The sequence below is a fragment of the Pseudomonas sp. KUIN-1 genome (assembly GCF_009176725.1).
GTDB classification, from domain to species: domain Bacteria; phylum Pseudomonadota; class Gammaproteobacteria; order Pseudomonadales; family Pseudomonadaceae; genus Aquipseudomonas; species Aquipseudomonas fragariae.
This window is the reverse complement of record NZ_AP020337.1, coordinates 4556294-4580282: the sequence shown is the minus strand read 5'-3', so window position 1 is coordinate 4580282 and position 23989 is coordinate 4556294. Positions and strand designations below refer to the sequence as shown.

Below are 23989 nucleotides of genomic sequence, written 5' to 3'. Positions count from 1 at the left end.
GAAACGCCTCTGAAGCATGAGTCGACCCGGTCAGGAGGCGTTGCACTCTTGAGGTCGAAGTCGAACATGACGTTCTCTACTTCTCAAAAAGGCTTTTCTTTCGTGGGCTGGCTGTTGGTGCTGGCGCTGGTCGCGTTTGCGACGAGCACGGCCTTCAAGCTGGTCCCGCACTACCTCGACTACATGACGATGAAGAAAATCATCGAAGCGGTCGACACCAACAAGACCCTGGACATCACCACGGTCGACGATTTTTACGGTTATGTCGGTAAGAACATGCAGGTCAACAGCATTCGGGATATAGATTTGAACAAGGCGTTGAAAGTGACGGTGGAGAACAATGCGTTCCAGGCTCATTTGAACTATGAGCAGCGTGAACCGTGGTTCCAGAACATCGATCTTGTGTTGAAGTTCGACAAGCAATTCAGCGTGGGTAAACCGTGAGCGTATCCTTGAGCCGCCTTGAGCGTCAGCTCGGCTACACCTTCAAGGATCAGGAGCTGATGGTCCTGGCCCTGACCCATCGCAGTTTTGCCGGTCGCAACAATGAGCGTCTGGAGTTTCTCGGTGATGCCATTCTCAACTTCGTGGCCGGCGAGGCGCTGTTCGAGCGCTTCCCCCAGGCTCGCGAAGGCCAGTTGTCCCGCTTGCGCGCGCGGCTGGTGAAGGGTGAAACCCTGGCGTTGCTGGCGCGTGGTTTTGATCTGGGCGAGTACCTGCGCCTCGGCTCGGGCGAGTTGAAAAGCGGTGGTTTCCGTCGTGAGTCGATTCTCGCCGACGCGCTCGAGGCGCTTATCGGGGCGATCTATCTGGATGCAGGCATGGAAGCGGCGCGCGAGCGCGTCCTGGCCTGGCTGACCACCGAATTTGACAGCCTGACGCTGGTGGACACTAACAAGGACCCCAAGACCCGACTGCAGGAATTTCTCCAGTCGCGGGCCTGTGAACTGCCGCGTTACGAGGTGGTGGATATCCAGGGCGAACCGCATTGCCGGACGTTTTTCGTCGAATGCGAGATCAACCTATTGAATGAAAAAAGCCGAGGACAGGGTGTCAGCCGCCGGATTGCCGAACAGGTAGCCGCCGCAGCAGCACTCATCGCCCTGGGCGTGGAGAACGGTCATGAATGATACAACCGCAACACGCTGTGGCTATGTTGCCATTGTCGGCCGTCCCAACGTAGGCAAGTCCACGCTGCTCAACCACATTCTCGGTCAGAAGCTCGCGATCACCTCGCGCAAGCCGCAGACCACGCGCCACAACATGCTGGGCATCAAGACCGAGGGCGCCGTTCAGGCGATCTATGTCGACACTCCCGGTATGCACAAGAATGGCGAGAAAGCGCTCAACCGTTACATGAACAAGACCGCTTCGGCGGCGCTGAAGGACGTCGACGTGGTCATCTTCGTCGTCGATCGCACCCGCTGGACGGACGAAGACCAGATGGTTCTGGAGCGCGTTCAGTATGTCCAGGGTCCGGTCATCCTGGCGATCAACAAGACCGATCGCATCGAGGACAAGAGCGACCTGATGCCGCACCTGGAGTGGTTGCAGGGCCAGCTGCCGAATGCGTCCATCGTGCCGATCTCCGCGCAGCATGGCCACAACCTCGAAGCGCTGGAAAGCCTGATTGCCTCGCACCTGCCCGAGAATGACCACTTCTTCCCGGAAGACCAGATCACCGATCGCAGCAGCCGCTTTCTGGCCGCCGAACTGGTTCGCGAGAAGATCATGCGCCAGTTGGGTGCCGAGCTTCCGTACCAGATCACCGTCGAGATCGAAGAGTTCAAGCAGCAGGGCCGCACCCTGCATATCCACGCGCTGATTCTCGTCGAGCGCGACGGACAGAAGAAGATCATCATTGGCGACAAGGGCGATCGCATCAAGCGCATCGGCAGTGATGCGCGTCGTGACATGGAACTGTTGTTCGACTCCAAGGTGATGCTCAACCTCTGGGTCAAGGTCAAAGGTGGCTGGTCCGATGACGAGCGCGCCCTGCGTTCCCTTGGCTACGGCGACCTCTAAGCTGTCCTTTCGCCCGACCTTTCGGTGGTCGGGCGAACACTTCCCTTTCGAGCCAGCCTGATGAGCACGCCCACCGGCCAACCTGCTTATGTGCTCCACAGTCGTGCGTATCGCGAAAACAGCGCGCTGGTCGACTTCCTCACGCCTCAGGGCCGTCTGCGTGCCGTGCTGCGCAGTGCCAAGGGCAAGGCGGGTTCGCTGGCACGCCCGTTCGTGCCCCTCGAGGTCGAGTTTCGAGGGCGGGGCGAGCTGAAGAATGTCGGCCGCATGGAAAGCGCGGGCGTCGCTACCTGGATGACCGGCGAGGCGCTGTTCAGCGGCATGTACCTCAACGAGCTGCTGATTCGCCTGTTGCCTGCCGAAGACCCTCATCCTGCCGTATTCGAACATTACGCTGCCACGCTGCTGGCCCTTGCTCTGGGGCGTCCGCTGGAGCCGTTGCTGCGTTCGTTCGAATGGCGCTTGCTGGATGACCTGGGCTATGGCTTCGCGATGGACGCCGACATCAACGGCGAACCGCTGGCCATTGATGGCATGTATCGCCTGCAGGTCGATGCCGGGCTCGAGCGTGTGTACCTGCTTCAGCCCGGTCTTTTTCAGGGCGCGGAATTACTGGCCATGTCCGAAGCCGACTGGAGCGTCCCGGGCGCGTTGTCCGCTGCCAAGCGCCTGATGCGTCAGGCGCTGGCAGTTCACTTGGGCGGTCGCCCTTTAGTCAGTCGTGAACTGTTTCGCAAGCCTTGATCAGGCTTTATTCTCTACAGCCTGCTTCGACCAGCTCGCCCATTTTTCTGGAGACCACCGTGACCCACAGCACTCGTATCCTTCTCGGCGTGAACATCGACCACGTAGCCACCTTGCGTCAGGCCCGTGGCACGCGCTACCCGGACCCGGTAAAGGCTGCCCTGGATGCCGAAGAGGCAGGCGCCGACGGCATCACCGTCCACCTGCGTGAGGACCGCAGACACATTCAGGAGCGCGATGTCCTGCTGCTCAAGGATGTCTTGCAGACCCGCATGAATTTCGAGATGGGCGTCACCGAAGACATGCTCGCCTTCGCCGAACGCATTCGTCCGGCGCACATCTGCCTGGTGCCTGAGACACGGCAGGAGCTGACCACCGAAGGCGGTCTGGACGTGGCGGGGCAGGAAGCGCGTATCAAGGCGGCGGTCGAGCGACTGGCGAAGATTGGCTGCGAAGTTTCGCTGTTCATCGACGCCGACGAGCGTCAGATCGCCGCTTCAAAGCGCGTCGGCGCCCCCGCCATCGAACTGCATACCGGTCGCTATGCCGACGCTCAGACCCCGACCGAAGTCGCCGAAGAACTGCAGCGGGTCGCCGATGGCGTAGCGTTTGGTCTCGCCCAGGGGCTGGTCGTCAATGCCGGTCACGGCCTGCATTATCACAACGTCGAAGCCGTCGCCGCGATCAAGGGCATCAACGAACTGAACATCGGCCACGCGCTGGTGGCTCATGCTCTGTTCGTCGGCTTCAAGGCGGCAGTGGCCGAGATGAAGGCGTTGATCGTGGCGGCAGCCAGATAACTCGTCCCTCAGGGCTTGCGCCCCACGATCACCGCACGCATGGGGGCGGGCAGGCCCTCGACTGTCTTGCTGTGATCGGTGGGGTCCAGGTAGTCGCTCAGGGACTGAAAGCGCATCCACTCGGTGCTGCGTTGTTCGTCGACCGTCGTGTGGCTGACGTCGACGCAACGCACATCGGTGAAGCCGGCACGGCGCATCCACAATTCCAGAGCAGGCACTGAAGGCAGGAACCAGACGTTGCGCATCTGCGCATAACGATCTTCCGGGACCAGCACTTGATGAACATCACCCGGCACGACCAGGGTTTCCATCACCAGCTCGCCGCCTTTTACCAGACAGTCTTTCAAGGCCAGCAGGTGGTCGATGGGGGATTTGCGGTGATACAGCACGCCCATCGAGAAGACTGTGTCGAAGCCTTCCAGATTGGCGGGCAAGTCTTCCAGGGCGAACGGCAGATGCCAGGCGGGCAGGTCAGGCAGGTAGCGCTGCATGGCCTGGAACTGGCAGAAGAACAGCCAGTTGGGGTCGACCCCGATCACGCTGTCGGCCCCGGCGCCAAGCATGCGCCACTGGTAATAACCGTTACCGCAGCCGACATCCAGAACGCGTTTGCCCTTCAGGTCCAGGTGTGGCGAAACCCGCGACCACTTCCAGTCCGAGCGCCATTCGGTGTCGATATGCACGCCGAACACATTGAACGGCCCCTTGCGCCACGGTGACAGGCCAAGCAATGCCTTGCGCAGCACGGTGCGGGTCTCGCCGTTGCACTCGGCTTCCAGGGTAAAACTGTCGATCAGGTCGATTCGCTCGGGCTGCAGGTCGGGCAAGGCATCCAGCGCACTTTGCCAGCGCTGCAGGTCACCGTGACCCTTGGCCATCTTGGTGTCGAGCTGGGCTTGCAGGCCATTGGCCCAGTCGGCCAGAGGGGTTCCCGCCAGACGACGGACGAGGGGAGCGAGATCAATCATGGCAGGGCAATCAATGAGGTGAAGTTAAGGCATTGAAACCAGGGCACCACCTTGGAAAAACCTGCGGCAAGCAGGCGTTGGCGGTGTTCTTCGAGGCTGTCGGGTTTCATGACGTTTTCGATGGCGCTGCGCTTCTGGGCAATTTCCAGGTCGCTGTAGCCGTTGGCGCGTTTGAAGGCGATGTGCAGGTCGGTCAGCAGCGCCTGTTCCTGCGGGTCATCGAAGCGCAGTTTTTCCGAGAGAATCAGCGCGCCGCCGGGCACCAGTGCGTCACGAATGCGCCCGAGCAATGCCAGGCGCTGGTCGGGAGCGATGAATTGCAGGGTGAAGTTCAGCGCCACCACCGAGGCCGGTTTGAACGCCAGCGCGAGTATGTCGCCTTCGAGCACCTGCACCGGCAACAACTCCTGAAACATGGAGTCCTGCGCGTTGAGGTATTCACGGCAACGCTCGACCATGGCACTGGAGTTGTCTATCGCGATGACCTCACAACCCTCACCGCGCACATGGCGGCGCAGGGCCTGGGTGACGGCGCCCAGAGAACTGCCCAGGTCATAGAGCACTGTGTTTGGCTGGGCAAATTGCGCGGCCAGGACACCGAGGTTTTCGACAATCGTCGGATAACCGGGCACCGAGCGTTTGATCATGTCCGGGAATACCCGCACCACGTCTTCGTTGAAGGCGAAGTCAGGCACCTGGGGCAGCGGCTGGGCGAAAATGCGGTCGGTTTCTTTGCTCACGGCGGTTCCGGCGAAGGCTTTGAAAAGCGGGCATTCTAGCCAAGTTGCCGCCGGGATGCATGGTGCAGTACGTGCTGTCGGACAAGCCGCGCGCAACGCCTCACTTCACGCTGATGGCGCACTCGAAGGTCTGCTCCGGGGCGACTTCGGGGGCCCAGGGCTGCTGATAGACCATCATCAGCCGGCCGGTCCCGGCATCGGTGGCCTTGAAGCGCCAGACCGATTGCCCACCGTTGCCGACCATTTCCTTGCTCTCGGCGCTGGCATACACCTCAGGGCCCAGGCTGCGCAGGATATTCTGCGCCGGGTTCTGGGTCAGCCAGCGAAAGCCGGTGGTCGGGTTGCTGGGCAGGGTAAGGATCAATGTCTGCCCGGACGTGAGTGTCAGCGGGCAGTCGCTTTGCGTGTCGATGGAAACAATGTTTTTCGGCGTCTGAGCGCACGCCGTCAGCAGCGCAAGGCTCAGCGGGGCAATGAAACGGGCAGGGGTCATGGCAAGTTCCGGTATCGCGATACGAGGCGCAAGGATAACTGATCGGAGTTTTGTGGGGGAGTACGACAGGTGTCGCGCTGTGGATCGAACGCAGAGCGTCCAGAACTGCATTCCCACGCTGGAGCGTGCGGAACGAGAGGCGCCCGATAGAACACCTCTTGTGCCAGTTCAGCGTGGGACCTGCGCAGTATCAATCTTTAGAACAACACCTTCACCACGTCGGCGAAGCGTTTGGCGAAGTGCACGGTAATGCCTTCCTTGAGATAGTCCGGCAGTTCTTCGAAGTTGCCACGGTTAGGCTCCGGCAGGATCAGTTCGTGGATCTTCTGGCGCCGCGCGGCAATGACTTTTTCGCGGACGCCGCCGATGGGCAGTACATGCCCGGTCAGGGTCAGTTCGCCGGTCATGGCGACGCCTTTTTTCGGCGGCTGGTTGCGGGCCAGGGACAGCAAGGCGCTGGCCATGGTCACACCCGCACTCGGGCCGTCTTTCGGGGTGGCACCTTCGGGGACGTGTACGTGCACGAACGCCTCATCGAAGAACTTCGCATCACCACCAAACTTCGACAGATTGGCGCTGACGTAGCTGTAGGCAATTTCGGCCGACTCCTTCATCACATCGCCCAATTGCCCGGTCAGCTTGAAGCCGCGGTTGAGCGTATGAATGCGCGTCGCCTCGATCGGCAGGGTAGCGCCGCCCATACTGGTCCAGGCCAGACCGGTGATCACGCCGGTGCCGGACAGCACCTGTTCGCTGCGGAACACCGGCATGCCCAGCGACGCTTCGAGGTCTTTCGGCCCGATCTTGATCACTGAATCGGGCTCGTCCAGCAGTTTCACGACAGCTTTGCGCACCAGCTTGCCAAGCTGTTTCTCCAGATGCCGCACACCGGCTTCGCGAGCGTAACCCTCGATGACGGCGCGCAGTGCGCTGTCGCTGATGCTCAGCTTGTTTTTCGCAACGCCGGCTTTCGCCAACTGCTTGGGCCACAAGTGGCGTTTGGCGATTGCCAGCTTCTCTTCGGTGATATAGCCGGACAGGCGAATCACTTCCATCCGGTCAAGCAGCGGGCCGGGGATCGAGTCCAGCGTGTTGGCCGTGCACACGAACAGGACCTTGGAGAGGTCCAGGCGCAGGTCCAGGTAGTGATCGAGAAACTCGACGTTCTGTTCCGGGTCCAGGGTTTCCAGCAGGGCAGACGCCGGGTCGCCCTGATAGCTCTGCCCCATCTTGTCGATTTCATCGAGCATGATGACCGGGTTCATGACTTCAACGTCTTTCAACGCCTGCACCAGCTTGCCCGGTTGCGCGCCGATATAGGTACGGCGGTGGCCCTTGATTTCCGCCTCGTCGCGCATGCCGCCCACGCTCAGGCGATAGAACGGTCGCCCCAGCGACTCGGCAATCGAGCGCCCGACACTGGTCTTGCCCACCCCCGGCGGGCCGACCAGCAGCACGATCGAGCCGCTGATTTCGCCCTTGTAGGCACCCACCGCAAGGAATTCGAGAATCCGCGCCTTGATATCGTCAAGCCCGGCATGGTGCTGATCGAGTACCTTGCGTGCGTGCTTGAGATCCAGCTTGTCGGCGCCGTAGACGCCCCATGGCAACGAGCTGGTCCAGTCCAGGTAATTGCGTGTCACGGCGTATTCGGGCGAGCCGGTTTCCAGCACCTTGAGCTTGCCGATTTCTTCGTCGAACTTCTTGCGCGCCTGTGGCGGCAGGGTCTTGCCTTCCAGGCGCTGCTCGAACTGTTCGATGTCGGCGCTGCGATCGTCCTTGCTCAGGCCCAGCTCCTGCTGAATGACCTTGAGCTGTTCCTTGAGGAAGAACTGCCGCTGATGCTCGCCGATCTTACGGTTCACCTCGGCGGAGATTTCCTTCTGCAGGCGTGCAACCTCGACTTCCTTGCGCAGCATCGGCAGGACTTTCTCCATGCGCCTGAGCATCGGCACACAGTCGAGTACTTCCTGCAATTCGACCCCGGTGGCCGAGGTCAGGGCAGCGGCAAAGTCGGTGAGCGGCGAGGGGTCATTGGGGCTGAAACGGTTGAGATAATTCTTCAGCTCTTCGCTGTACAGCGGGTTGAGCGGCAGCAGTTCCTTGATCGCGTTGATCAGGGCCATGCCGTAGGCCTTCACTTCATCGGTCGGCTCATTGGGCTGCTGCGGGTATTCGACTTCTACCAGATACGGCGGGCGATGATGCTTGAGCCAGGTACGGATGCGCACCCGGCTGAGGCCCTGCGCGACGAACTGTAAACGACCATTTTCACGACTGGCGTGGTGAACCTTGACCAGAGTGCCGTACTCGGGGAGTGCGTCAGTCTTGAAGTGGCGTGGATCTTCCTGCGGAGTGTCCATGAAGAACAGCGCCAGCGAATGGTGTTCGGACTTGCTGACCAGCTCCAGCGTTTCGGCCCACGGCTCTTCATTGACGATGACAGGCAGGACCTGCGCCGGAAAGAACGGACGGTTGTGGATCGGAATGATGTAAACCTTGTCGGGCAGGTTCTGGCCGGGCAAGGCCAGCGAGGTGCTGTCGGAACTCAGAGACACGTCGTGCTCGTCTGCGTCATTGGGCAAGTCTGGCGAGTCTGTCTGCTGGTCGCTCATGGGGCACCTGAGAAGTTGAACATGGCTCTTAGATGGGGCAGCGGCTCTCAGGTTTCAATAGTCTTGGTCGATAGTCTGTAAAGCGGTTGGAAAACCGTTATTTATTAGCGGGCCTGTCAGGGCTGACAAGAACGGGCTTACTTCATTTACAGCGCCGCCGGTATGGGTTGAATCAGGCATGACCAACGTATTTATTTCTGCATTAGTGGCAGGACTGTGGATAGCATCGGCTGCAAACGCATCGGCTTCCAGCTTTACTGCCCAGGTAATGGACAAGGAAGGCAAGCCCCTTGCAGATGCGGTGGTAACGCTCAAAGGGCCGTCCGATCCTTCACCTATCGTGTTGAAGGCGTCAATGGACCAGCGTGATCAGGAGTTTGCACCACATGTACTGGCCGTCCACGCCGGCACCCAGGTCAAGTTTCCCAACAGCGACAACATCCGCCACCAGGTCTACTCCTTTTCTCCGGCCAAGCGCTTCGAGTTGCGGCTTTACGAGGGCGTGCCCTCGGATCCGCTGTTGTTCGACAAGCCCGGCGTGGTGGTGCTGGGCTGCAACATCCACGACTGGATGGTCGGTTACATCTACGTCACCGACGATTCATGGTTCGGCGTGACCGACAGAAACGGCCTGCTCAAGCTGGATCAGGTGCCGGCCGGGCATTATGCCGCCACCCTCTGGCATCCGCGCATCGCGGACATGCAGCCTGTATCGGGCGGCGAGTTCGAGGTGCCGGCGGCAGGCCTCACCCAGCGTTTCAACCTGGCGGTCGAAGTGGAGGCCGAGGACAAACCCGGCAAGCCCGCACCGGGCCGCTTCGGTGACGCCTTCCACGAGGCCACGCATGAATGAAATTTAAAGCCAGCTTTCAGGCGCGCATCGCCGGGGTTCTGATTGTCCTGTTGCTGATTGTCGTGAGTGCGGTTTATCTCGCCGTCAAGGTTGCAACGGGCGATGCGGTGCGTACTCAGGCCCAGGCACAACTGGAAGTGGGTAGCCGCGTGTTCGAACGGCTGATCGATCTGCGCGGCAAACGTCTGCGTGACACGGTGCAGTTGGTGGCCGCCGATTTTGGCTTTCGCGACGCCGTGGCCAGTGCCGATTCCTCGACCATTCGCTCGGTGTTGCTCAACCATGGCAAACGCATCAACGCCAGCGACATGTTCCTGCTGGGCATGGATGGCGTGGTGATTGCCAGCACCGTGCCGAAAGTCCCCGAGGGTTCCAGATTTGTCTATGACCAGGCCCTGCGCAACGCCAAACGTGCCGGTCAGTCAGTGCTCATTGTGCCCGGCGGCGGAGACCCTCATTTGCTGGTGGAGGCCACCGTTCTCGCGCCATTGCCGATCGGCCGCGTGGTCATGGGCTTTACCATCGACAGCGATATTGCCGAAGAACTGCGTTCGCTCAGCGGTCTGGAAGTGTCTTTTCTCACCGTAGAAGACGGTAAGACCGGTGATCTGATCAGTACCCAGCCAGCGGCCCTGCACGCGGGTTTGATCGAGCTGATGCGCAGCTCCTCGGAAGGCCAGATGTTGCTGACCGAGCAATCGAACCTTAACTTTCTCAGTCAGACCCTGATGCTCGCCAACACCAGCAATGGCGGCGACGGGCAGGTCATCGCGCTGTTGCAGAGCCCTCTGGACAAGGCCTATCAGGCATTCGCGCCACTGAATCAAAAGATTTTCTGGATTTCCATGGCCGCCCTGGTGGCCTCGCTGATCGGCACACTGGCGCTGGCGCGAAGCGTCTCGCTGCCGGTACGGGCCCTGGCCACGGCGGCCAAACGTATTGGTGATGGCGACTATAAAACGCCGGTCGCGCTGGTGCGTAGCGATGAACTCGGCATGCTCGCCGACGCGATCAACACCATGCAGCAGGGCATTGCCGTGCGCGAGGGGCAATTGGCCCACAACGCCCTGCACGACAATCTGACCGGGCTGCCCAACCGGGCGCTGGTGATGGAGCGTCTGGGCAGTTCGATTGCGGCACATCGCGGGGTTGCCCTGTTGTCTCTGAGCATCGAGAACCTCGCCACGATCAGCGAAAGCGTGAGCGCCGAAGGTGTTGACCAGTTGTTACGGCAGGCGGGTCAGCGCCTGCAAGGTAATCTGCGCGCCGGCGATACCGTGGCCCGTCTGGGGGCCAACGAGTTTCTGCTGTTGCTGGACAACATTGCCAGCGATGGTGCGGTGGGCATGGCAGACGCTGTGCAGCGTCTGCTCAGTGAGCCGCAGCGTATCGACAATCATGAGCTGGAGCTTGAGTGCTGCATTGGTATCACGGTGTACCCGGAACACGGTGATTCCGCCCAGGAATTGCTCAGCCGTGCGGCAATTGCCCGCAAGGATGCCACGTTCCTTCCCGGTCGCCTGCAGATCTATCAGGATGGACGTGACCTGGCCCACCAGCGGCAGATCACGCTCATTCGTGACCTGCGCAAGGCCGCGCAGAATGGCGAACTATCGCTGCATTACCAGCCCAAGCTGGATATTCGTCAGGGCTATGTGCGTCAGGCCGAAGCGTTGTTGCGCTGGGCTCATCCGCAGTTCGGCAGTGTCTCGCCCGCCGAATTCATCGTCCTCGCCGAGCGCACCGGAAGCATTTACCTGCTGACCAACTGGGTGATCGAAGAGGCAATGCGCCAGTTGGCCGTATGGCGCCAGCGCGGTCTGGTCCTGCAGGTGTCGGTGAACATTTCCGCTGATGACCTGCTGGGTGATGACCTGGTCGGCTATGTCGTGAAACTGCTCAAGCAATACGCCGTGCCTGCCGAACAACTGTTATTCGAGATCACCGAAAGTGCAGTCATGAGCGAACCGGAAAAGGCACTGATCGTCCTGCATCGCCTGCGCGATTGCGGCATCAGCCTGTCGATCGACGATTTCGGTACCGGTTACTCGTCATTGGCGCACTTGAAGCGTCTGCCCGTGCAGGAGCTGAAAATCGATCAGTCTTTCGTGCGCAACCTGGATGAAACCAGTGAAGACGCAGTGATCGTGCGGTCGACCATTGAAATGAGCCACAACCTCGGACTGAAGGTGGTGGCAGAGGGTGTCGAGTACCAACACAGCCTGGACCTGCTCCGGCGTTGGCACTGCGATACGGCCCAGGGTTACCTGATCAGTCGACCGCTGACCGCGTCGGCATTCGAGGCATGGATTGCCACGTACCAGGCGTCACCCGGTCTTATGGTGAATTAATTCATGTTGCACAAAACATCGCTGCTGTTAGGGTCTTTGCTGGTGGGTATGGCGGGCGTTGCTCCGACGCCCGCTTTGGGCGACAACGGCCGGTTGATCGCCACGGGCGGCGCGACCAGCATTGAAGGGAGCGCCGGCGGCGGCATAACCCCGTGGGCGGTGATCACCGGCTACAGCGAGCAAGGCGAGTGGGGTGCTACCGCCTTCGCCACGCACGTGAATCTGCCGGACTACAACCTTGATGTGGCAGGCCTGGCGGTCGCCTATGGCAATCGCGTGGAGTTTTCCTATGCGCATCAGCGTTTCGATATCAGCAACCTGCAGCACAGGCTCAGCCTGCCGGACGATAACCTCAGTCAGGACGTGTTCGGCGTCAAGGTACGGCTGTTCGGCGACCTGATCTACGAAAGCCTGCCGCAGGTTTCTCTGGGTGTGCAGTACAAGCATCAGAACGATTTCCTGATCCCCAGCCTGGTCGGTGCCCGGCGTGACTCGGATGTCGAAGGCTACCTGACGGCCAGCCGGTTGCTCATGGGCGCGGCATTCGGCTACAACGTCGTGGTCAACGGCGGCGTGCGTTACAGCCGCGCCAACGAAACCGGACTGTTGGGGTTTGGCGGCGATCGCCGCGACAGCCGCAGCCTGCTCAAGGAGGGTTCGGTGGCGGTGCTGTTCAATCCCCGCTGGGCGCTGGGCGTCGAATATCGCGAGAAGCCGGACAACCTGTCGTTTGCAGGCGAGAGTGACTGGGCCGATGTGTTTCTCGGCTATTTTCCCAACAAGCACCTGTCCGTGGTCCTGGCTTACGCCCGTTTGGGAGAAATCGCCACGCTGGACAACCAGAACGGTACCTATTTGTCTGTGCAGGGGAGTTTTTGATGAGGCGCTTGCTGATAGCCATGATGCTGACGCTGCTGGCCGGTTGCGCGCAGCAGCAACAACCACCCAAGGATGACAGCCTCTACCAGGACCTGGGTCAGCGTGCCGGTATCCAGCGCATCGTCGAAGGCATGCTGATAAACGTGGCCAGGGATCAGCGGATCGTCGAGCACTTCAGGAAAGTCGACATCGTGCGGCTGCGCGACAAACTGGTCGAGCAACTCTGCGTCGAGTCCGGCGGCCCGTGTCGCTATACCGGCGACAGCATGGCCGAGGCGCACAAGGGGCAGAACCTGACGCCCAGCGATTTCAACGCGCTGGTCGAAGATCTGATCGCCTCGATGGACACCGAAAAGATCCCGGTCCCCGCACAAAACCGCCTCATCGCCCGTCTGGCACCGATGCGCGGCGAAGTGATCGGCAAGTAAGTCGTAGCCTGGACCTTAAAAAATAGAACGCTCGTGTAGGAGCGAACTTGTTCGCGAAGAGGGCGCTTGAGCAGCAGAAATGTTGTGAATGTACAGGCCCTTTCGCGGACAAGTCCGCTCCTACAGAAACCGGGTTTCACATCGAGTGCGAGTTGACTCGTTTATAGCGTGGCATGCGCTGCCGGGCGCTACGAAATCGGACGCTTGTGCAGGCGCGAACTTGTTCGCGAAGAGGGCGCTTGAGCAGCAGAAATGTTGTGAATGTACAGGCCCTTTCGCGGACAAGTCCGCTCCTACAGAAACCGGGTTTCACACCGAGTGCGAGTTGACTCGTTTGTAGCGTGGCATGCGCTGCCGGGCGCTACGAAATCGGACGCTTGTGCAGGCGCGAACTTGTTCGCGAAGAGGGCGTTTGGGCAGCAGAAATGTTGTGAATGTACAGGCCCTTTCGCGGACAAGTCCGCTCCTACAGAAACCGGGTTTCACACCGAGTGCGAGTTGACTCGTTTATAGCGTGGCATGCGCTGCCGGGCGCTACGAAATCGGACGCTTGTGCAGGCGCGAACTTGTTCGCGAAGAGGGCGTTTGGGCAGCAGAAATGTTGTGAATGTACAGGCCCTTTCGCGGACAAGTCCGCTCCTACAGAAACCGGGTTTCACACCGAGTGCGAGTTGACTCGTTTGTAGCGTGGCATGCGCTGCCGGGCGTTACGAAATCGGACGCTTGTGCAGGCGCGAACTTGTTCGCGAAGAGGGCGTTTGGGCAGCAGAAATGTTGTGAATGTACAGGCCCTTTCGCGGACAAGTCCGCTCCTACAGAAACCGGGTTTCACATCGAGTGCGAGTTGACTCGTTTATAGCGTGGCATGCGCTGCCGGGCGCTACGAAATCGGACGCTTGTGCAGGCGCGAACTTGTTCGCGAAGAGGGCGTTTGGGCAGCAGAAATGTTGTGAATGTACAGGCCCTTTCGCGGACAAGTCCGCTCCTACAGAAACCGGGTTTCACACCGAGTGCGAGTTGACTCGTTTATAGCGTGGCATGCGCTGCCGGGCGTTACGAAATCGGACGCTCGTGTAGGAGCGAACTTGTTCGCGAAGAGGGCGTTTGAGCAGCAGAAATGTTGTGAATGTACAGGCCCTTTCGCGGACAAGTCCGCTCCTACAGAAACCGGGTTTCACACCGAGTGCGAGTTGACTCGTTTATATAGCGTGGCAGCAAGAGTGATCCAGCCCACCTCAACTCAACCGCGTCAGATACCCCGGCACTTCCTGCTCCGGCAATACCGACAGGACTTTCAGGCGTTGCAGCATGCGCTGCCGGGCGCGCAGCAGGTGTTCCTTGAGGTTCAGGGCGGCGGCGTCGAAGGCACCGTGCAGCAGCAATTCGATGATTAGCCGGTGTTCGGCCAGCATCGCTTCATCGGCGCCAATGCTCAGCAGGCGATAGAAAATCCGGTTGATGATCATCGGGCTCTGCGCCTGGCTGATCAGCATGGCGATCTTGCGGTTTTGCAGGCCGCCCAGGCATTGCTGATGCAGGTCGTCCTCAAGGCGCTCGATTTCCTCAAGGCTGCACTGTTCGGCGTTTTGCGCCTCGACGACCCTGGCCAGCATTGCCTCCAGGGTTTCGCGGCTCAACTGCGGCGCCGTCTGGCGCAAGGCTTCGGGCTCGAGGCAGGCACGCAGTTCGTAGTCTTCAGTGATTTCCCGGGCTGTCAGCGGCCCCGCCAGCCATTGCGAGTAAGGCTCTTTTTCCACCAGGCCGCGATCGCGCAGACGCATCAGCGCCTCACGAACCACTGCGCGGCTCACTCCGTAATGCTGCGCGGCGCTCTGTTCATCCAGCCGGTAGTGACCAAACGCGATACAGGCCGACAATGCCGCACCGATCTCATCATGAATACGTTCGCCGAGCGGGCGGGTGTCGACCAGTTCTTCACTGCTGTCCAGCCCGAACTGCTTGTGGCTCAGGCTCAGGCGCAGCGGCTCGACTTCCTGCGCGTCAGGATTGACCAGATAACCCCGGCCGTCGAAACGGCTGATCAAGCCTTCTTCATGCAGCAGATTGAGCGCCTTGCGCACCGGCACCCGGCTGGTGCCGAACAGTTCTGCCAGCGGTGCTTCAAGCAGTACCAGTCCATTGGCGGCCGCGCCCGAGACGATAGCGTTACGCAACACCTCGCGGATCATGGCGTAGCGCGACGCGGTGCGCGGGTCCTCTTCTGACATCGGTTTCATACACTTCTGGCGGTTGACGGACGATTCTCGCACAGAAGCGCTGTTGTCACCTTGGCACACGTCCTTATGCTCGTTCATGGGGCCACCGTTACTTTTTTGCACTGAAATGAACCTTTTATAAAAGATACATTATTTCTTTATGACGATCTGGTGCGCCGGCGAAGCTTTATCGCAACTGATTGATGCCTTTGCAAAAAGGTTTCTAGTACGGCGGTTCCAGCGCGAAAGGGCCATCAGCTCGATCGGGTCAGGGCGTCGCGACGTGCAGATTGGCATGGAACCTGCCTTTGTTAAATGTACATTTTATTAATAAGTACATTTTTAAAGGTGTGATGTGCATGACCGATACCGGGAGTCACAGCGTTACCCGTGATGCCTGCGCACTGGCCGAGGATTTTGCTCAGGGGCGCAGTGACCCTGTGCAGGCTCTGGACAAGGCACTGCAACAGGCAGAAACCGCCGATCATGTGTTCATTTCCATGAGTATCGAACGGGCACGTCGGGAAGCTGAAGCGTCTGCGGCCCGCTGGCAGCAAGGGCAGCCATTGAGCCCCTTCGACGGCGTGCCCATCGCCTGGAAGGATCTTTTCGACGTGGCAGGCAGCGTCACAACCGCCGGTGCCGCGGTGCGCAACAACCTTTCGCCCGCGCTGCTGGATGCGCCGAGTGTCGGGCTGCTGGCAAGGTCCGGGATGGTCAGCCTGGGCAAGACCAACCTCAGTGAATTCGCTTATTCAGGGCTGGGCCTGAACCCGCATTTCGGCACGCCGATCAACCCCAACAGCGACAGCTCGCCGCGCATTCCGGGCGGTTCGTCTTCAGGTTCGGCAGTCGCCGTGGCCAACGGAACAGTACCGATTGCAATGGGCACCGATACCGCCGGTTCTATTCGTGTGCCGGCAGCGCTCAATGGCCTGGTGGGTTTTCGCAGTACCAGCCGCCGCTACAGCCGCGACGGCGTTTTCCCGCTGGCGCTGACGCTGGACAGCGTCGGGCCACTGACCCGCAGCGTGCGCGACGCTCTGGTGATCGACGATCTGCTCTGTGCGCGCAGCAAACCTTCATCGCTGATACCACGCAGCCTGGCCGGTCAGCGTTTTCTGCTCGATCAGGCGGTGCTGGAAGACGAGCGCGTCACGCCGGCCGTTCGCGACAACCTGTTGCGTGCCGTCGAAGCCTTGCGTGCAAGTGGCGCGCTGATCGAGGTCAAGCCTTGCCAGGCATTTCAGGCCACCTTGCTGTTGATCCAGCAACAGGGCTGGCTTGGCGCAGCCGAAGCGTTCGCGCTGCATCAGGCGTTGCTCGACAGCGACGCCGCCAGCCAGCTCGACCCCAGGGTTCGCAAGCGCCTGGAGGCCGCCCGTTCCATGCCGGCCAGCCTGCTGGTCAATCTGTATGCCGCGCGCGAGCGGTTGCAGGAGCAGTTGACCCTCGAACTGGACGGTGCGCTGCTGATTACCCCGACCGTGGCCCATGTGGCGCCGCCGCTCGCACCGCTGCTCAAGGACGACGATCTGTTCGTTCAAACCAACCTCGCCACGCTGCGCCTGACCATGCCCGGCAGTCTGCTGAACATGCCCGGTGTGTCACTGCCCAGCGGCCGCGATGCCTCGGGCCTGCCCACCGGGCTGTTGCTCAGCGCACCGGCAGGCGAAGACGCACGGCTGCTGCGTGCGGCGCTGACTGTGGAGTCGTTGATAGCAGTCCCTTGAACACGTTTTGCAGTGCCAACCGGCCCGCGCGCCGTACAACGCGAAGCCGATCTGATTAACCCGTGGGAGAACAACGATGGCCAAAGAAATTCTGTGTGCGTTTGGTGTGGATGTGGATGCCGTTGCCGGCTGGCTGGGCTCCTATGGTGGCGAGGATTCGCCGGACGACATTTCCCGCGGCCTGTTCGCCGGTGAAGTCGGCGCGCCGCGTCTGCTCAAGCTGTTCGAGCGTTACGGTCTGCGCACCACCTGGTTCATACCGGGGCACTCCATGGAGACCTTTCCCGAGCAGATGAAAGCCGTGGCGGATGCCGGGCATGAAATCGGTGTGCATGGTTACAGCCATGAAAACCCGATTGCGATGACCCCGGAGCAAGAGGAGATCGTCCTCGACAAGTCCATCGACCTGATCACGCAAATGACCGGCAAACGTCCGACCGGCTATGTCGCGCCATGGTGGGAGTTCAGCAACGTCACCAACGAGCTGCTGCTCAAGAAAGGCATCAAGTATGACCACAGCCTGATGCACAACGACTTCCATCCTTACTATGTTCGGGTGGGCGACAAGTGGACCAAAATCGACTACAGCCAGCATCCGGATACCTGGATGAAGCCGCTGGTGCGTGGCGAAGAAACCGATCTGGTGGAAATCCCGGCCAACTGGTACCTGGACGATCTGCCGCCAATGATGTTCATCAAGAAGGCGCCGAACAGCCACGGTTTCGTCAACCCTCGGCACCTGGAAGAAATGTGGCGCGACCAGTTCGACTGGGTCTATCGCGAACACGAACACGCTGTATTCACCATGACCATTCACCCGGACGTGTCTGGTCGCCCGCAAGTGCTGCTGATGCTGGAGCGCTTGATCGAGCACATTCAAAGCCATGCTGGCGTCAAGTTCGTCACTTTCGACGAGATTGCCGACGACTTCGTGCGTCGCAACCCCCGTACCCGCTGATTCATTGCCCTGTCCGAGGCGTCACTCATGTCCATTTACAATAAGCTCGACCTGACCGGCTGGAAACCTGAGCAACTGACTCCGGAGCAAGTACGGTTCGCCACATGGATTGCGTTTTTCGCGTGGGTGTTTGCGGTATATGACTTCATTCTGTTTGGCACGCTGTTACCGGAAATCGGTCGGCATTTCAGCTGGAGTGAGGTCGAACAGGCCGAAATCGCGACCTGGGTCGCGGTCGGCACCGCGGTGGTGGCTTTGGCCATCGGCCCGCTGGTAGATCGCCTGGGACGGCGCGTGGGTATCATTTTCACCGTGAGTGGCTCGGCGATCTGCTCGGCGCTCACGGCCATCGGCGGAGCGTGGGGCAAGTCGCCCCTGATCCTCATTCGTTCGCTGGGCGGTCTGGGTTATGCAGAAGAAACGGTCAACGCGACCTATCTGAGCGAAATCTATGCTGCATCCGACGACCCGCGACTGACCAAGCGCCGTGGCTTCATCTACAGCCTGGTGCAGGGCGGATGGCCGGTCGGTGCGCTGATCGCGGCCGGTCTGACGGCGGTGCTGTTGCCGGTCATCGGCTGGCAGGGTTGCTTCGTCTTTGCTGCGATCCCGGCCATCGTCATCGCGATCCTGGCGCGCAAGCTCAAGGAGAGTCCGCAGTTTCAGATCCATCAACGCATCACCCAATTGCGCAAGAAGGGCGACCTCAGCCAGGCGAAGGCCGTGGCGCAGACTTACGGGGTGGATTACGAAGAACACAGCAAGGCCGGTATCGGCGCTGCCTTTCGCGGTTCGTCGCGTCGCGCGACCCTGGTGATCGGTGCTGCGATCCTGCTCAACTGGGCGGCCATTCAGGTGTTCAGTGTGCTGGGTACGACGGTGATCGTCAGCGTCCACCACATCTCGTTCGAGAACTCGCTGATCATTCTGGTGCTGTCCAACCTGGTGGGCTATTGCGGCTACCTGTGTCACGGCTGGATGGGTGACCGGATCGGTCGCCGTAATGTCATCGGCCTCGGCTGGATGTTCGGCGGCCTGGCGTTTGCCGGCATGCTTTACGGGCCAAGCAACATGGTGACGGTGGTCGGCTTGTACAGCCTGGGGCTGTTCTTCCTGATCGGCCCTTACTCGGCGGCATTGTTCTTCATCAGCGAAAGCTTCCCGACCAGCATTCGTGCCACGGGCGGCGCAATCATCCATGCCATGGGCCCGCTCGGTGCCGTGGTCGCAGGCTTTGGTGCCACATCGGTACTGAGCGCCGGCGGCGACTGGCAGACCTCGGCGTTGTACTTCGGCGCAGTGCCTTGCTTCCTGTCGGGTGCGCTGATGTTCGCGGCTAAACACGTGCGACCTGAAACGGTGAAATGAGGAGCAGCACATGACGCGTAAAGTTGCAGTGATAACCGGTGCCGCCAGTGGCATTGGTCAGGCCCTGGCAGTGGCTTTTGCCCGCCAGGGGGTGGCGGTGGCAGGCGGGTTCTATCCGGCTGATCCGCATGATCCGGACGAAACCCGCAGGCTGGTGGCGGAGGCGGGCGGCGAATGCCTGATGCTGCCACTGGACGTGACCTTCACCGAGTCGGTCGATGACCTGGCCGCGCAGGCGGTCAAGGCATTCGGCCGCATCGACTACGCGGTTGCCAATGCCGGATTGTTGCGCCGCGCGCCGTTGCTGGAAATGACCGACGAGCGCTGGAACGAGATGCTCGACGTCGACCTGACCGGCGTGATGCGTACCTTCCGCGCCGCCGTCCGGCACATGGGTGAGGGCGGGGCGCTGGTGGCGATTTCCTCGATTGCCGGCGGTGTGTATGGCTGGCAGGACCATTCCCATTACGCAGCGGCCAAGGCCGGCGTACCTGGGCTGTGCCGGTCACTGGCGGTGGAGCTCGCCCCGAAGGGCATCCGTTGCAACGCGGTGATTCCCGGCTTGATCGAGACGCCGCAATCGCTGGACAGCACGAACTCGCTGGGGCCTGAAGGTCTGGCGCAGGCGGCCAAAGCCATCCCGCTGGGCCGTGTCGGCCGGGCGGATGAAGTCGCTGCGCTGGTGCGTTTTCTGTGCAGCGATGAAGCCAGTTACCTGACCGGGCAAAGCATCGTGATCGACGGTGGCCTGACCGTGCGCTGGCCCGAGTAGATCGATTCGGATCGGGAGCGTGCTCGCGAAGCGTTCAGTACAGACGCCGGGAATGGCGTGCCAGTGACTGAGCGTTCGCGAGCCATACGCCGTGATCCCCAAATCAACCAAGGAATCCGACCCCATGCAGCAACTCAAACAAAAGCGCGCAGTGATCACCGGAGCCGGCAGTGGCATCGGCGCAGCCATCGCCCGCGCCTATGCGGCTGAAGGCGCGCGTCTGGTGCTGGGCGACCGAGACGCCGACAGCCTGGCGAAGATCGCTGCAGAGTGCCGCCAGCTTGGCGCGCAGGTTCAGGAGTGCGTGGCCGATGTCGGCAGCGTCGACGGCGCGCAAGCCAGCGTCGATGCCTGTGTCGAACAGTTCGGAGGTATCGACATTCTGGTCAACAACGCGGGCATGCTGACCCAGGCGCGTTGCGTCGACCTGACCCTCGACATGTGGAACGACATGCTGCGCATCGACCTGACCAGCGTGTTCGTGGCCAGCCAGCGTGCATTGCCGCACATGATTGCCCAGCGCTGGGGGCGCATCATCAATGTCGCCTCGCAACTGGGTATCAAGGGCGGTGCCGAACTGACCCATTACGCTGCCGCCAAGGCCGGGGTGATCGGTTTCAGCAAGTCCCTGGCGCTGGAAGTCGCCAAGGACAACGTGCTGGTCAACGCCATTGCGCCCGGTCCTATCGAAACCCCACTGGTGGCCGGAATCAGCAGCGCCTGGAAAACCGCCAAGGCTGCCGAGTTGCCGCTGGGCCGCTTCGGTCTGGCCGAAGAGGTCGCCCCGGTGGCGGTGCTACTGGCCAGCGAGCCGGGTGGCAATCTGTTCGTCGGTCAGACACTGGGCCCCAATTCCGGCGACGTCATGCCATGAGCAAACAGCCGGAGAACACCTGATGTGTGGATTGTGCGGGCTGTTGGGAGAGGACGTGCACTGGAGCGATCCGCTGGCGGCAGAACTGCCCCGGCGGCGTGAGCGCTTGCGGCGTATTGCTGCCATCAACAAGGTGGTCGCGCCGTTTCGTCTGAAGGTCGAAGATTTTCAGGGCGTTTCCTATCTTCTGCTCGGGGCCACCGGCAAGCAGGAACTGGCGACCGGTCTGGAGCAGCTCTGGCAGAAGGCCGAGTTGCTGATCGGCCGACCGCTGGATCCGCTTGATTCAGGTCTGCTTGATCATCTGCAGAGGTCATCATGAGCATTGCCCTGAATGTGATTACCGGCTTTCTCGGCAGCGGCAAGACCACATTGCTCAAACGCCTGCTGGCCGATGAAAACATGGGCGACACCGCACTGCTGATCAACGAATTCGGCGATGTCGGTATCGATCATCTGCTGGTTGAAGAGGTCGCACCGGACACCGTGCTGCTGCCCAGCGGTTGTGTCTGTTGCACCGTTCGCGGTGAATTGAAAGACGCGCTGCTCGGTCTTCTGGAGCGGCGTAATCGAGGTGAAATTCCTGCGTTCCGCCGGGTGATTCTGGAGACCACCGGCCTGGCCGATCCGGCACCGATTCTCACCACCCTGAGCAACGACCCGCAACTGCGCGGGCGTTTTCATATCGGCCTGATCGTCACGCTGGTGGACGCCTGCCACGCGACGCTGCAAGAGCGTCTGCATCCGGAGTGGCTGGCGCAGGTCGCGGCGGCGGACCGGCTGCTGTTGAGCAAGACCGATCTGGTCGACGAGTCGGTGCTGGATGGCCTGCGCGAGCATCTGCAAGCACTGAATTTTTCTGCGCCGCTGCTGGATACGGCGGATGTCCACAGCGGCGATCAGTTGTTGCTGGGCGAGGGCATGCGCAGCGACGAACCGGCCGCTGAAGTGACGCGCTGGCAACTGCACCGGGTACTGTCGACCTCCGCGCGGCATGGTGATGCGCAAGTCTGTTGCCTGACGTTCGAGCGCCCTCTGGACTGGGTCGGCTTCGGGGTGTGGTTGTCGATGCTGTTAAGATGCCACGGTGAACGAATCCTCCGCGTCAAAGGGCTGCTCAACGTGAACGACAATCAGGCTCCCATCGTGATTCATGGTGTGCAGCATTGCCTGCATGCGCCGGTGCACCTTGCCGCCTGGCCGGGCGAGGATCGCACCTCACGGCTGGTGTTCATCCTGCGCGGTCTCGATCCCGATCTGCTGCGTCGTTCGTTTGAAGTCTTCTCCGGCAGTTTCGCGCCGCCGCTCGGCGAGTCGTCAGCATGACCATCACCTTGCGTGTGCTGGGCACCTCCGTGACCCTGCTGGAGTCTTTGCGTGAGCGGGCCGAGCAGGAACTGGGGATCAAGCTGGTCTACCAGATTCACGACGTGCAAACCGCGCAACGCATCGCGGTCATGCAGCCAGACAGCTACGACCTTTACGATCAGTGGTTTCATAACGTCGATTTCGTCTGGCCTGCGCGGGCGATTCAACCCATCGACACGCGGCGCATCGCGCTGTGGCACGAAATCAACGACCTGCCCAAGCAGGGCCGGCTGCGGCCTACCGATCAGCCGGGTAGCGGCAGTGTGCCCAGCGAGCGTTTGTTCGTGCAGCACGACGGCAGCCTGGGCAGCGCGGTGACCGAGCGCATCAGCATGTTGCCGCTGACCCATAACGCCGACAGCTTCGCCTATCGCCCCGAGCGTTTGCCGGAGGGCTTGAGCTCTGCGGACGAAAGCTGGGGCTGGTTGCTCGACCCTGTATGGGGCGGGCGCATCGCCTTGCAGAGTGACGCGGCCATCGGCGCGCTGGATGCCGCCCTGGCTGTGCAGGGGGCGGGGCTGGCGAGCTTCAAGGACATCGGCAACATGAGCATCGAAGAGATCGATCGGCTCGCTGATGTGCTGGTGCGCAAACAGCAGCAAGGGCATTTTGGTGCGTTCTGGTCAGGTGACGAAGAAGCCGCCGAACTGATGCTCAGCCCGAACATCGATATTCAGAGCCTCTGGTCACCGACCCTGGTCAGACTGCACCGTGCGGGGGTCAAGTACCGCGTGGCGGTGCCCAAGGAAGGTTATCGCGGCTGGTTTGGCGGGCTTTCCTTGTCACGTCATGCCAAGGGTCCGGTGCTGGATGCCGCCTATGCGTACCTGAACTGGTGGCTGTCGGGCTGGCCCGGCGCAGTGATGGCGCGGCAGGGCTATTACATCGGCAATCCGGCACGCAGCCGTGATCACCTCAGCGCTGCCGAATGGGATTACTGGTACGCCGGCCTGCCTGCCCGCGAACAACTGCTCGGCAGCGACGGCTTGCCGCTGATCGACGCCGGAGAGGTCCGCGACGGCGGCTCCTACGAAGAACGCATGGGCCACATCGCCGTGTGGAATTCGGTCATGAACGAGCACAACTACCTGGTCCGCCGCTGGAACGACATCCTGCGCGCCAGTGACAAAAGCAGCGCCAAAGCGCGCTAGCCATAGGCACTGGGGATCGGACGCAGAACGTGCGCAACGATAGTCGTGTGAACCCTATCGTGCCAATGCTCCGCGTTGGCATGCATTTCGTGACGCTCCGCGTCACAGATCTGCGCCGCATATTCAAGAGAGGACGCAGAGCGTCCGGAACGGCATTCCCACGCTGGAGCGTGCGCAACGATAGTCGTGTGAACCCTATCGTGCCAATGCTCCGCGTTGGCATGCATTTCGTGACGCTCTGCGTCACAGATCTGCGCCGCGCCGCACATTCAAGAGAGTACGCAGAGCGTCCGGAACGGCATTCCCACGCTGGAGCGTGCGCAACGATAGTCGTGTGAACCCTATCGTGCCAATGCTCCGCGTTGGCATGCATTTCTTGACGCTTTGCGTCACAGATATGCGCTGCGCCGCACATTCAAGAGAGGACGCAGAGCGTCCGGAACGGCATTCCCACGCTGGAGCGTGCGGAACGATAATCGTGTGAACACTATCGTGCCAACGCTCTGCGTTGGCATGCATTTCGTGACGCTCTGCGTCACAGATCTGCGCCGCGCCGCACACTCAAGAGAGGACGCAGAGCGTCCGGAACGGCATTCCCACGCTGGAGCGTGCGGAACGATAGTCGTGTGAACACTATCGTGCCAATGCTCCGC

General features: G+C 60.9%; 22 protein-coding genes. 17 read left to right on the top strand and 5 right to left on the bottom strand.

The window, feature by feature from the left end; translation table 11 throughout:
• Window positions 1–66 precede the first annotated feature (66 nt).
• The 5 genes from KUIN1_RS20550 to pdxJ are packed head-to-tail and all read left to right on the top strand — an operon-like array spanning window position 67 to window position 3569.
• Complete coding sequence (locus KUIN1_RS20550) at window positions 67–444, top strand: DUF4845 domain-containing protein (RefSeq protein ID WP_003384196.1); 378 nt, start codon at window positions 67–69, stop codon at window positions 442–444.
• Window positions 441–1130: a ribonuclease III gene (rnc, locus tag KUIN1_RS20545; RefSeq protein ID WP_002554906.1), complete on the top strand. Its 690-nt coding sequence runs from the start codon at window positions 441–443 to the stop codon at window positions 1128–1130. Before KUIN1_RS20550 ends, rnc begins: the two co-directional genes overlap by 4 nt.
• Entirely contained in the window at window positions 1123–2025 is a 903-nt protein-coding gene (era, locus tag KUIN1_RS20540; protein ID WP_003363707.1) for a GTPase Era, read from the top strand. Before rnc ends, era begins: the two co-directional genes overlap by 8 nt.
• Window positions 2026–2085: 60 nt before the next feature.
• The gene (recO, locus tag KUIN1_RS20535) at window positions 2086–2769 is read left to right on the top strand and encodes a DNA repair protein RecO (protein WP_003405347.1); all 684 of its coding nucleotides are present in this window, start codon (window positions 2086–2088) and stop codon (window positions 2767–2769) included.
• Between the two features lie 59 nt (window positions 2770–2828).
• A complete protein-coding gene (gene pdxJ / locus KUIN1_RS20530; RefSeq protein WP_011268754.1) occupies window positions 2829–3569 on the top strand; it encodes a pyridoxine 5'-phosphate synthase in 741 nt (246 codons plus the stop codon).
• Between the two features lie 8 nt (window positions 3570–3577).
• Here pdxJ and cmoB read toward each other — a convergent pair whose 3' ends face one another.
• The 4 genes from cmoB to lon form a co-directional block, all read right to left on the bottom strand.
• Complete coding sequence (gene cmoB, locus KUIN1_RS20525) at window positions 3578–4537, bottom strand: tRNA 5-methoxyuridine(34)/uridine 5-oxyacetic acid(34) synthase CmoB (protein ID WP_003405349.1); 960 nt, start codon at window positions 4535–4537, stop codon at window positions 3578–3580.
• Entirely contained in the window at window positions 4534–5277 is a 744-nt protein-coding gene (gene cmoA, locus KUIN1_RS20520; RefSeq protein WP_032654504.1) for a carboxy-S-adenosyl-L-methionine synthase CmoA, read from the bottom strand. The genes cmoB and cmoA overlap by 4 nt, the downstream gene beginning before the upstream one ends.
• Before the next feature lie 100 nt (window positions 5278–5377).
• Window positions 5378–5770: a protease inhibitor I42 family protein gene (locus KUIN1_RS20515; RefSeq protein WP_003418576.1), complete on the bottom strand. Its 393-nt coding sequence runs from the start codon at window positions 5768–5770 to the stop codon at window positions 5378–5380.
• A 197-nt stretch (window positions 5771–5967) separates the two neighbouring features.
• Window positions 5968–8385, bottom strand: a complete 2418-nt coding sequence (lon, locus tag KUIN1_RS20505; RefSeq protein WP_003405352.1) for an endopeptidase La — start codon at window positions 8383–8385, stop codon at window positions 5968–5970.
• Window positions 8386–8563: 178 nt separating this feature from the next.
• On the opposite strand from lon, the gene KUIN1_RS20500 reads away from it, so the two are divergent.
• Genes KUIN1_RS20500 through KUIN1_RS20485 form a run of 4 tightly spaced genes read left to right on the top strand, consistent with a single transcriptional unit; the run spans window position 8564 to window position 12896 of the window.
• The gene (locus KUIN1_RS20500) at window positions 8564–9238 is read left to right on the top strand and encodes a methylamine utilization protein (protein WP_024639458.1); all 675 of its coding nucleotides are present in this window, start codon (window positions 8564–8566) and stop codon (window positions 9236–9238) included.
• A complete protein-coding gene (locus KUIN1_RS20495; RefSeq protein WP_003405354.1) occupies window positions 9235–11589 on the top strand; it encodes a putative bifunctional diguanylate cyclase/phosphodiesterase in 2355 nt (784 codons plus the stop codon). The genes KUIN1_RS20500 and KUIN1_RS20495 overlap by 4 nt, the downstream gene beginning before the upstream one ends.
• A gap of 3 nt (window positions 11590–11592) precedes the next feature.
• Complete coding sequence (locus KUIN1_RS20490; RefSeq protein WP_003405355.1) at window positions 11593–12468, top strand: DUF3034 family protein; 876 nt, start codon at window positions 11593–11595, stop codon at window positions 12466–12468.
• Window positions 12468–12896, top strand: a complete 429-nt coding sequence (locus KUIN1_RS20485; protein ID WP_032654508.1) for a group I truncated hemoglobin — start codon at window positions 12468–12470, stop codon at window positions 12894–12896. The genes KUIN1_RS20490 and KUIN1_RS20485 overlap by 1 nt, the downstream gene beginning before the upstream one ends.
• A 1235-nt stretch (window positions 12897–14131) precedes the next feature.
• On the opposite strand, the gene KUIN1_RS20480 is transcribed toward KUIN1_RS20485, so the two are convergent.
• Window positions 14132–15124 (bottom strand): GntR family transcriptional regulator, encoded by a 993-nt coding sequence (locus tag KUIN1_RS20480; RefSeq protein ID WP_371834307.1) that lies wholly within the window; start codon window positions 15122–15124, stop codon window positions 14132–14134.
• Window positions 15125–15471: 347 nt separating this feature from the next.
• Here KUIN1_RS20480 and KUIN1_RS20475 point away from each other — a divergent pair, with 347 nt between their 5' ends.
• From KUIN1_RS20475 to KUIN1_RS20440, 8 genes are all read left to right on the top strand, one after another.
• On the top strand, window positions 15472–16845 hold the full coding sequence (locus KUIN1_RS20475; RefSeq protein ID WP_003405358.1) for an amidase: 1374 nt from the start codon (window positions 15472–15474) through the stop codon (window positions 16843–16845).
• A gap of 76 nt (window positions 16846–16921) precedes the next feature.
• Window positions 16922–17803: a polysaccharide deacetylase family protein gene (locus KUIN1_RS20470; protein ID WP_002554892.1), complete on the top strand. Its 882-nt coding sequence runs from the start codon at window positions 16922–16924 to the stop codon at window positions 17801–17803.
• A gap of 27 nt (window positions 17804–17830) precedes the next feature.
• Complete coding sequence (locus tag KUIN1_RS20465; protein WP_011268749.1) at window positions 17831–19171, top strand: MFS transporter; 1341 nt, start codon at window positions 17831–17833, stop codon at window positions 19169–19171.
• 10 nt (window positions 19172–19181) lie between these two features.
• Window positions 19182–19943: an SDR family NAD(P)-dependent oxidoreductase gene (locus tag KUIN1_RS20460; protein WP_024651042.1), complete on the top strand. Its 762-nt coding sequence runs from the start codon at window positions 19182–19184 to the stop codon at window positions 19941–19943.
• A gap of 124 nt (window positions 19944–20067) precedes the next feature.
• Window positions 20068–20817 carry an SDR family NAD(P)-dependent oxidoreductase gene (locus KUIN1_RS20455; protein ID WP_003412971.1) on the top strand — a complete coding sequence of 250 codons (750 nt, stop codon included), beginning with the start codon at window positions 20068–20070 and terminating at the stop codon, window positions 20815–20817.
• 22 nt (window positions 20818–20839) lie between these two features.
• The gene (locus tag KUIN1_RS20450; RefSeq protein WP_003405362.1) at window positions 20840–21139 is read left to right on the top strand and encodes a hypothetical protein; all 300 of its coding nucleotides are present in this window, start codon (window positions 20840–20842) and stop codon (window positions 21137–21139) included.
• Window positions 21136–22143, top strand: coding sequence for a CobW family GTP-binding protein (locus KUIN1_RS20445; protein WP_011268747.1), 1008 nt, complete (start codon window positions 21136–21138; stop codon window positions 22141–22143). Before KUIN1_RS20450 ends, KUIN1_RS20445 begins: the two co-directional genes overlap by 4 nt.
• A complete protein-coding gene (locus tag KUIN1_RS20440; RefSeq protein ID WP_011268746.1) occupies window positions 22140–23336 on the top strand; it encodes an ABC transporter substrate-binding protein in 1197 nt (398 codons plus the stop codon). Before KUIN1_RS20445 ends, KUIN1_RS20440 begins: the two co-directional genes overlap by 4 nt.
• Window positions 23337–23989 lie beyond the last annotated feature (653 nt).

What these genes read in the sequence shown, in the direction of transcription:
- KUIN1_RS20550 (WP_003384196.1), top strand. Translation starts at nt 67, where the DNA reads ATGACGTTCTCTACTTCTCAAAAAGGCTTTTCTTTCGTGGGCTGGCTG.
- KUIN1_RS20495 (WP_003405354.1), top strand. Translation starts at nt 9,235, where the DNA reads ATGAAATTTAAAGCCAGCTTTCAGGCGCGCATCGCCGGGGTTCTGATT.
- KUIN1_RS20465 (WP_011268749.1), top strand. Translation starts at nt 17,831, where the DNA reads ATGTCCATTTACAATAAGCTCGACCTGACCGGCTGGAAACCTGAGCAA.
- cmoB (WP_003405349.1), bottom strand. Translation starts at nt 4,537, where the DNA reads ATGATTGATCTCGCTCCCCTCGTCCGTCGTCTGGCGGGAACCCCTCTG.
- KUIN1_RS20490 (WP_003405355.1), top strand. Translation starts at nt 11,593, where the DNA reads ATGTTGCACAAAACATCGCTGCTGTTAGGGTCTTTGCTGGTGGGTATG.
- KUIN1_RS20500 (WP_024639458.1), top strand. Translation starts at nt 8,564, where the DNA reads ATGACCAACGTATTTATTTCTGCATTAGTGGCAGGACTGTGGATAGCA.
- KUIN1_RS20445 (WP_011268747.1), top strand. Translation starts at nt 21,136, where the DNA reads ATGAGCATTGCCCTGAATGTGATTACCGGCTTTCTCGGCAGCGGCAAG.
- KUIN1_RS20480 (WP_371834307.1), bottom strand. Translation starts at nt 15,124, where the DNA reads ATGTCAGAAGAGGACCCGCGCACCGCGTCGCGCTACGCCATGATCCGC.
- KUIN1_RS20450 (WP_003405362.1), top strand. Translation starts at nt 20,840, where the DNA reads ATGTGTGGATTGTGCGGGCTGTTGGGAGAGGACGTGCACTGGAGCGAT.
- lon (WP_003405352.1), bottom strand. Translation starts at nt 8,385, where the DNA reads ATGAGCGACCAGCAGACAGACTCGCCAGACTTGCCCAATGACGCAGAC.
- KUIN1_RS20440 (WP_011268746.1), top strand. Translation starts at nt 22,140, where the DNA reads ATGACCATCACCTTGCGTGTGCTGGGCACCTCCGTGACCCTGCTGGAG.
- era (WP_003363707.1), top strand. Translation starts at nt 1,123, where the DNA reads ATGAATGATACAACCGCAACACGCTGTGGCTATGTTGCCATTGTCGGC.
- KUIN1_RS20485 (WP_032654508.1), top strand. Translation starts at nt 12,468, where the DNA reads ATGAGGCGCTTGCTGATAGCCATGATGCTGACGCTGCTGGCCGGTTGC.
- KUIN1_RS20470 (WP_002554892.1), top strand. Translation starts at nt 16,922, where the DNA reads ATGGCCAAAGAAATTCTGTGTGCGTTTGGTGTGGATGTGGATGCCGTT.
- recO (WP_003405347.1), top strand. Translation starts at nt 2,086, where the DNA reads ATGAGCACGCCCACCGGCCAACCTGCTTATGTGCTCCACAGTCGTGCG.
- KUIN1_RS20475 (WP_003405358.1), top strand. Translation starts at nt 15,472, where the DNA reads ATGACCGATACCGGGAGTCACAGCGTTACCCGTGATGCCTGCGCACTG.
- KUIN1_RS20515 (WP_003418576.1), bottom strand. Translation starts at nt 5,770, where the DNA reads ATGACCCCTGCCCGTTTCATTGCCCCGCTGAGCCTTGCGCTGCTGACG.
- KUIN1_RS20455 (WP_003412971.1), top strand. Translation starts at nt 20,068, where the DNA reads ATGCAGCAACTCAAACAAAAGCGCGCAGTGATCACCGGAGCCGGCAGT.
- KUIN1_RS20460 (WP_024651042.1), top strand. Translation starts at nt 19,182, where the DNA reads ATGACGCGTAAAGTTGCAGTGATAACCGGTGCCGCCAGTGGCATTGGT.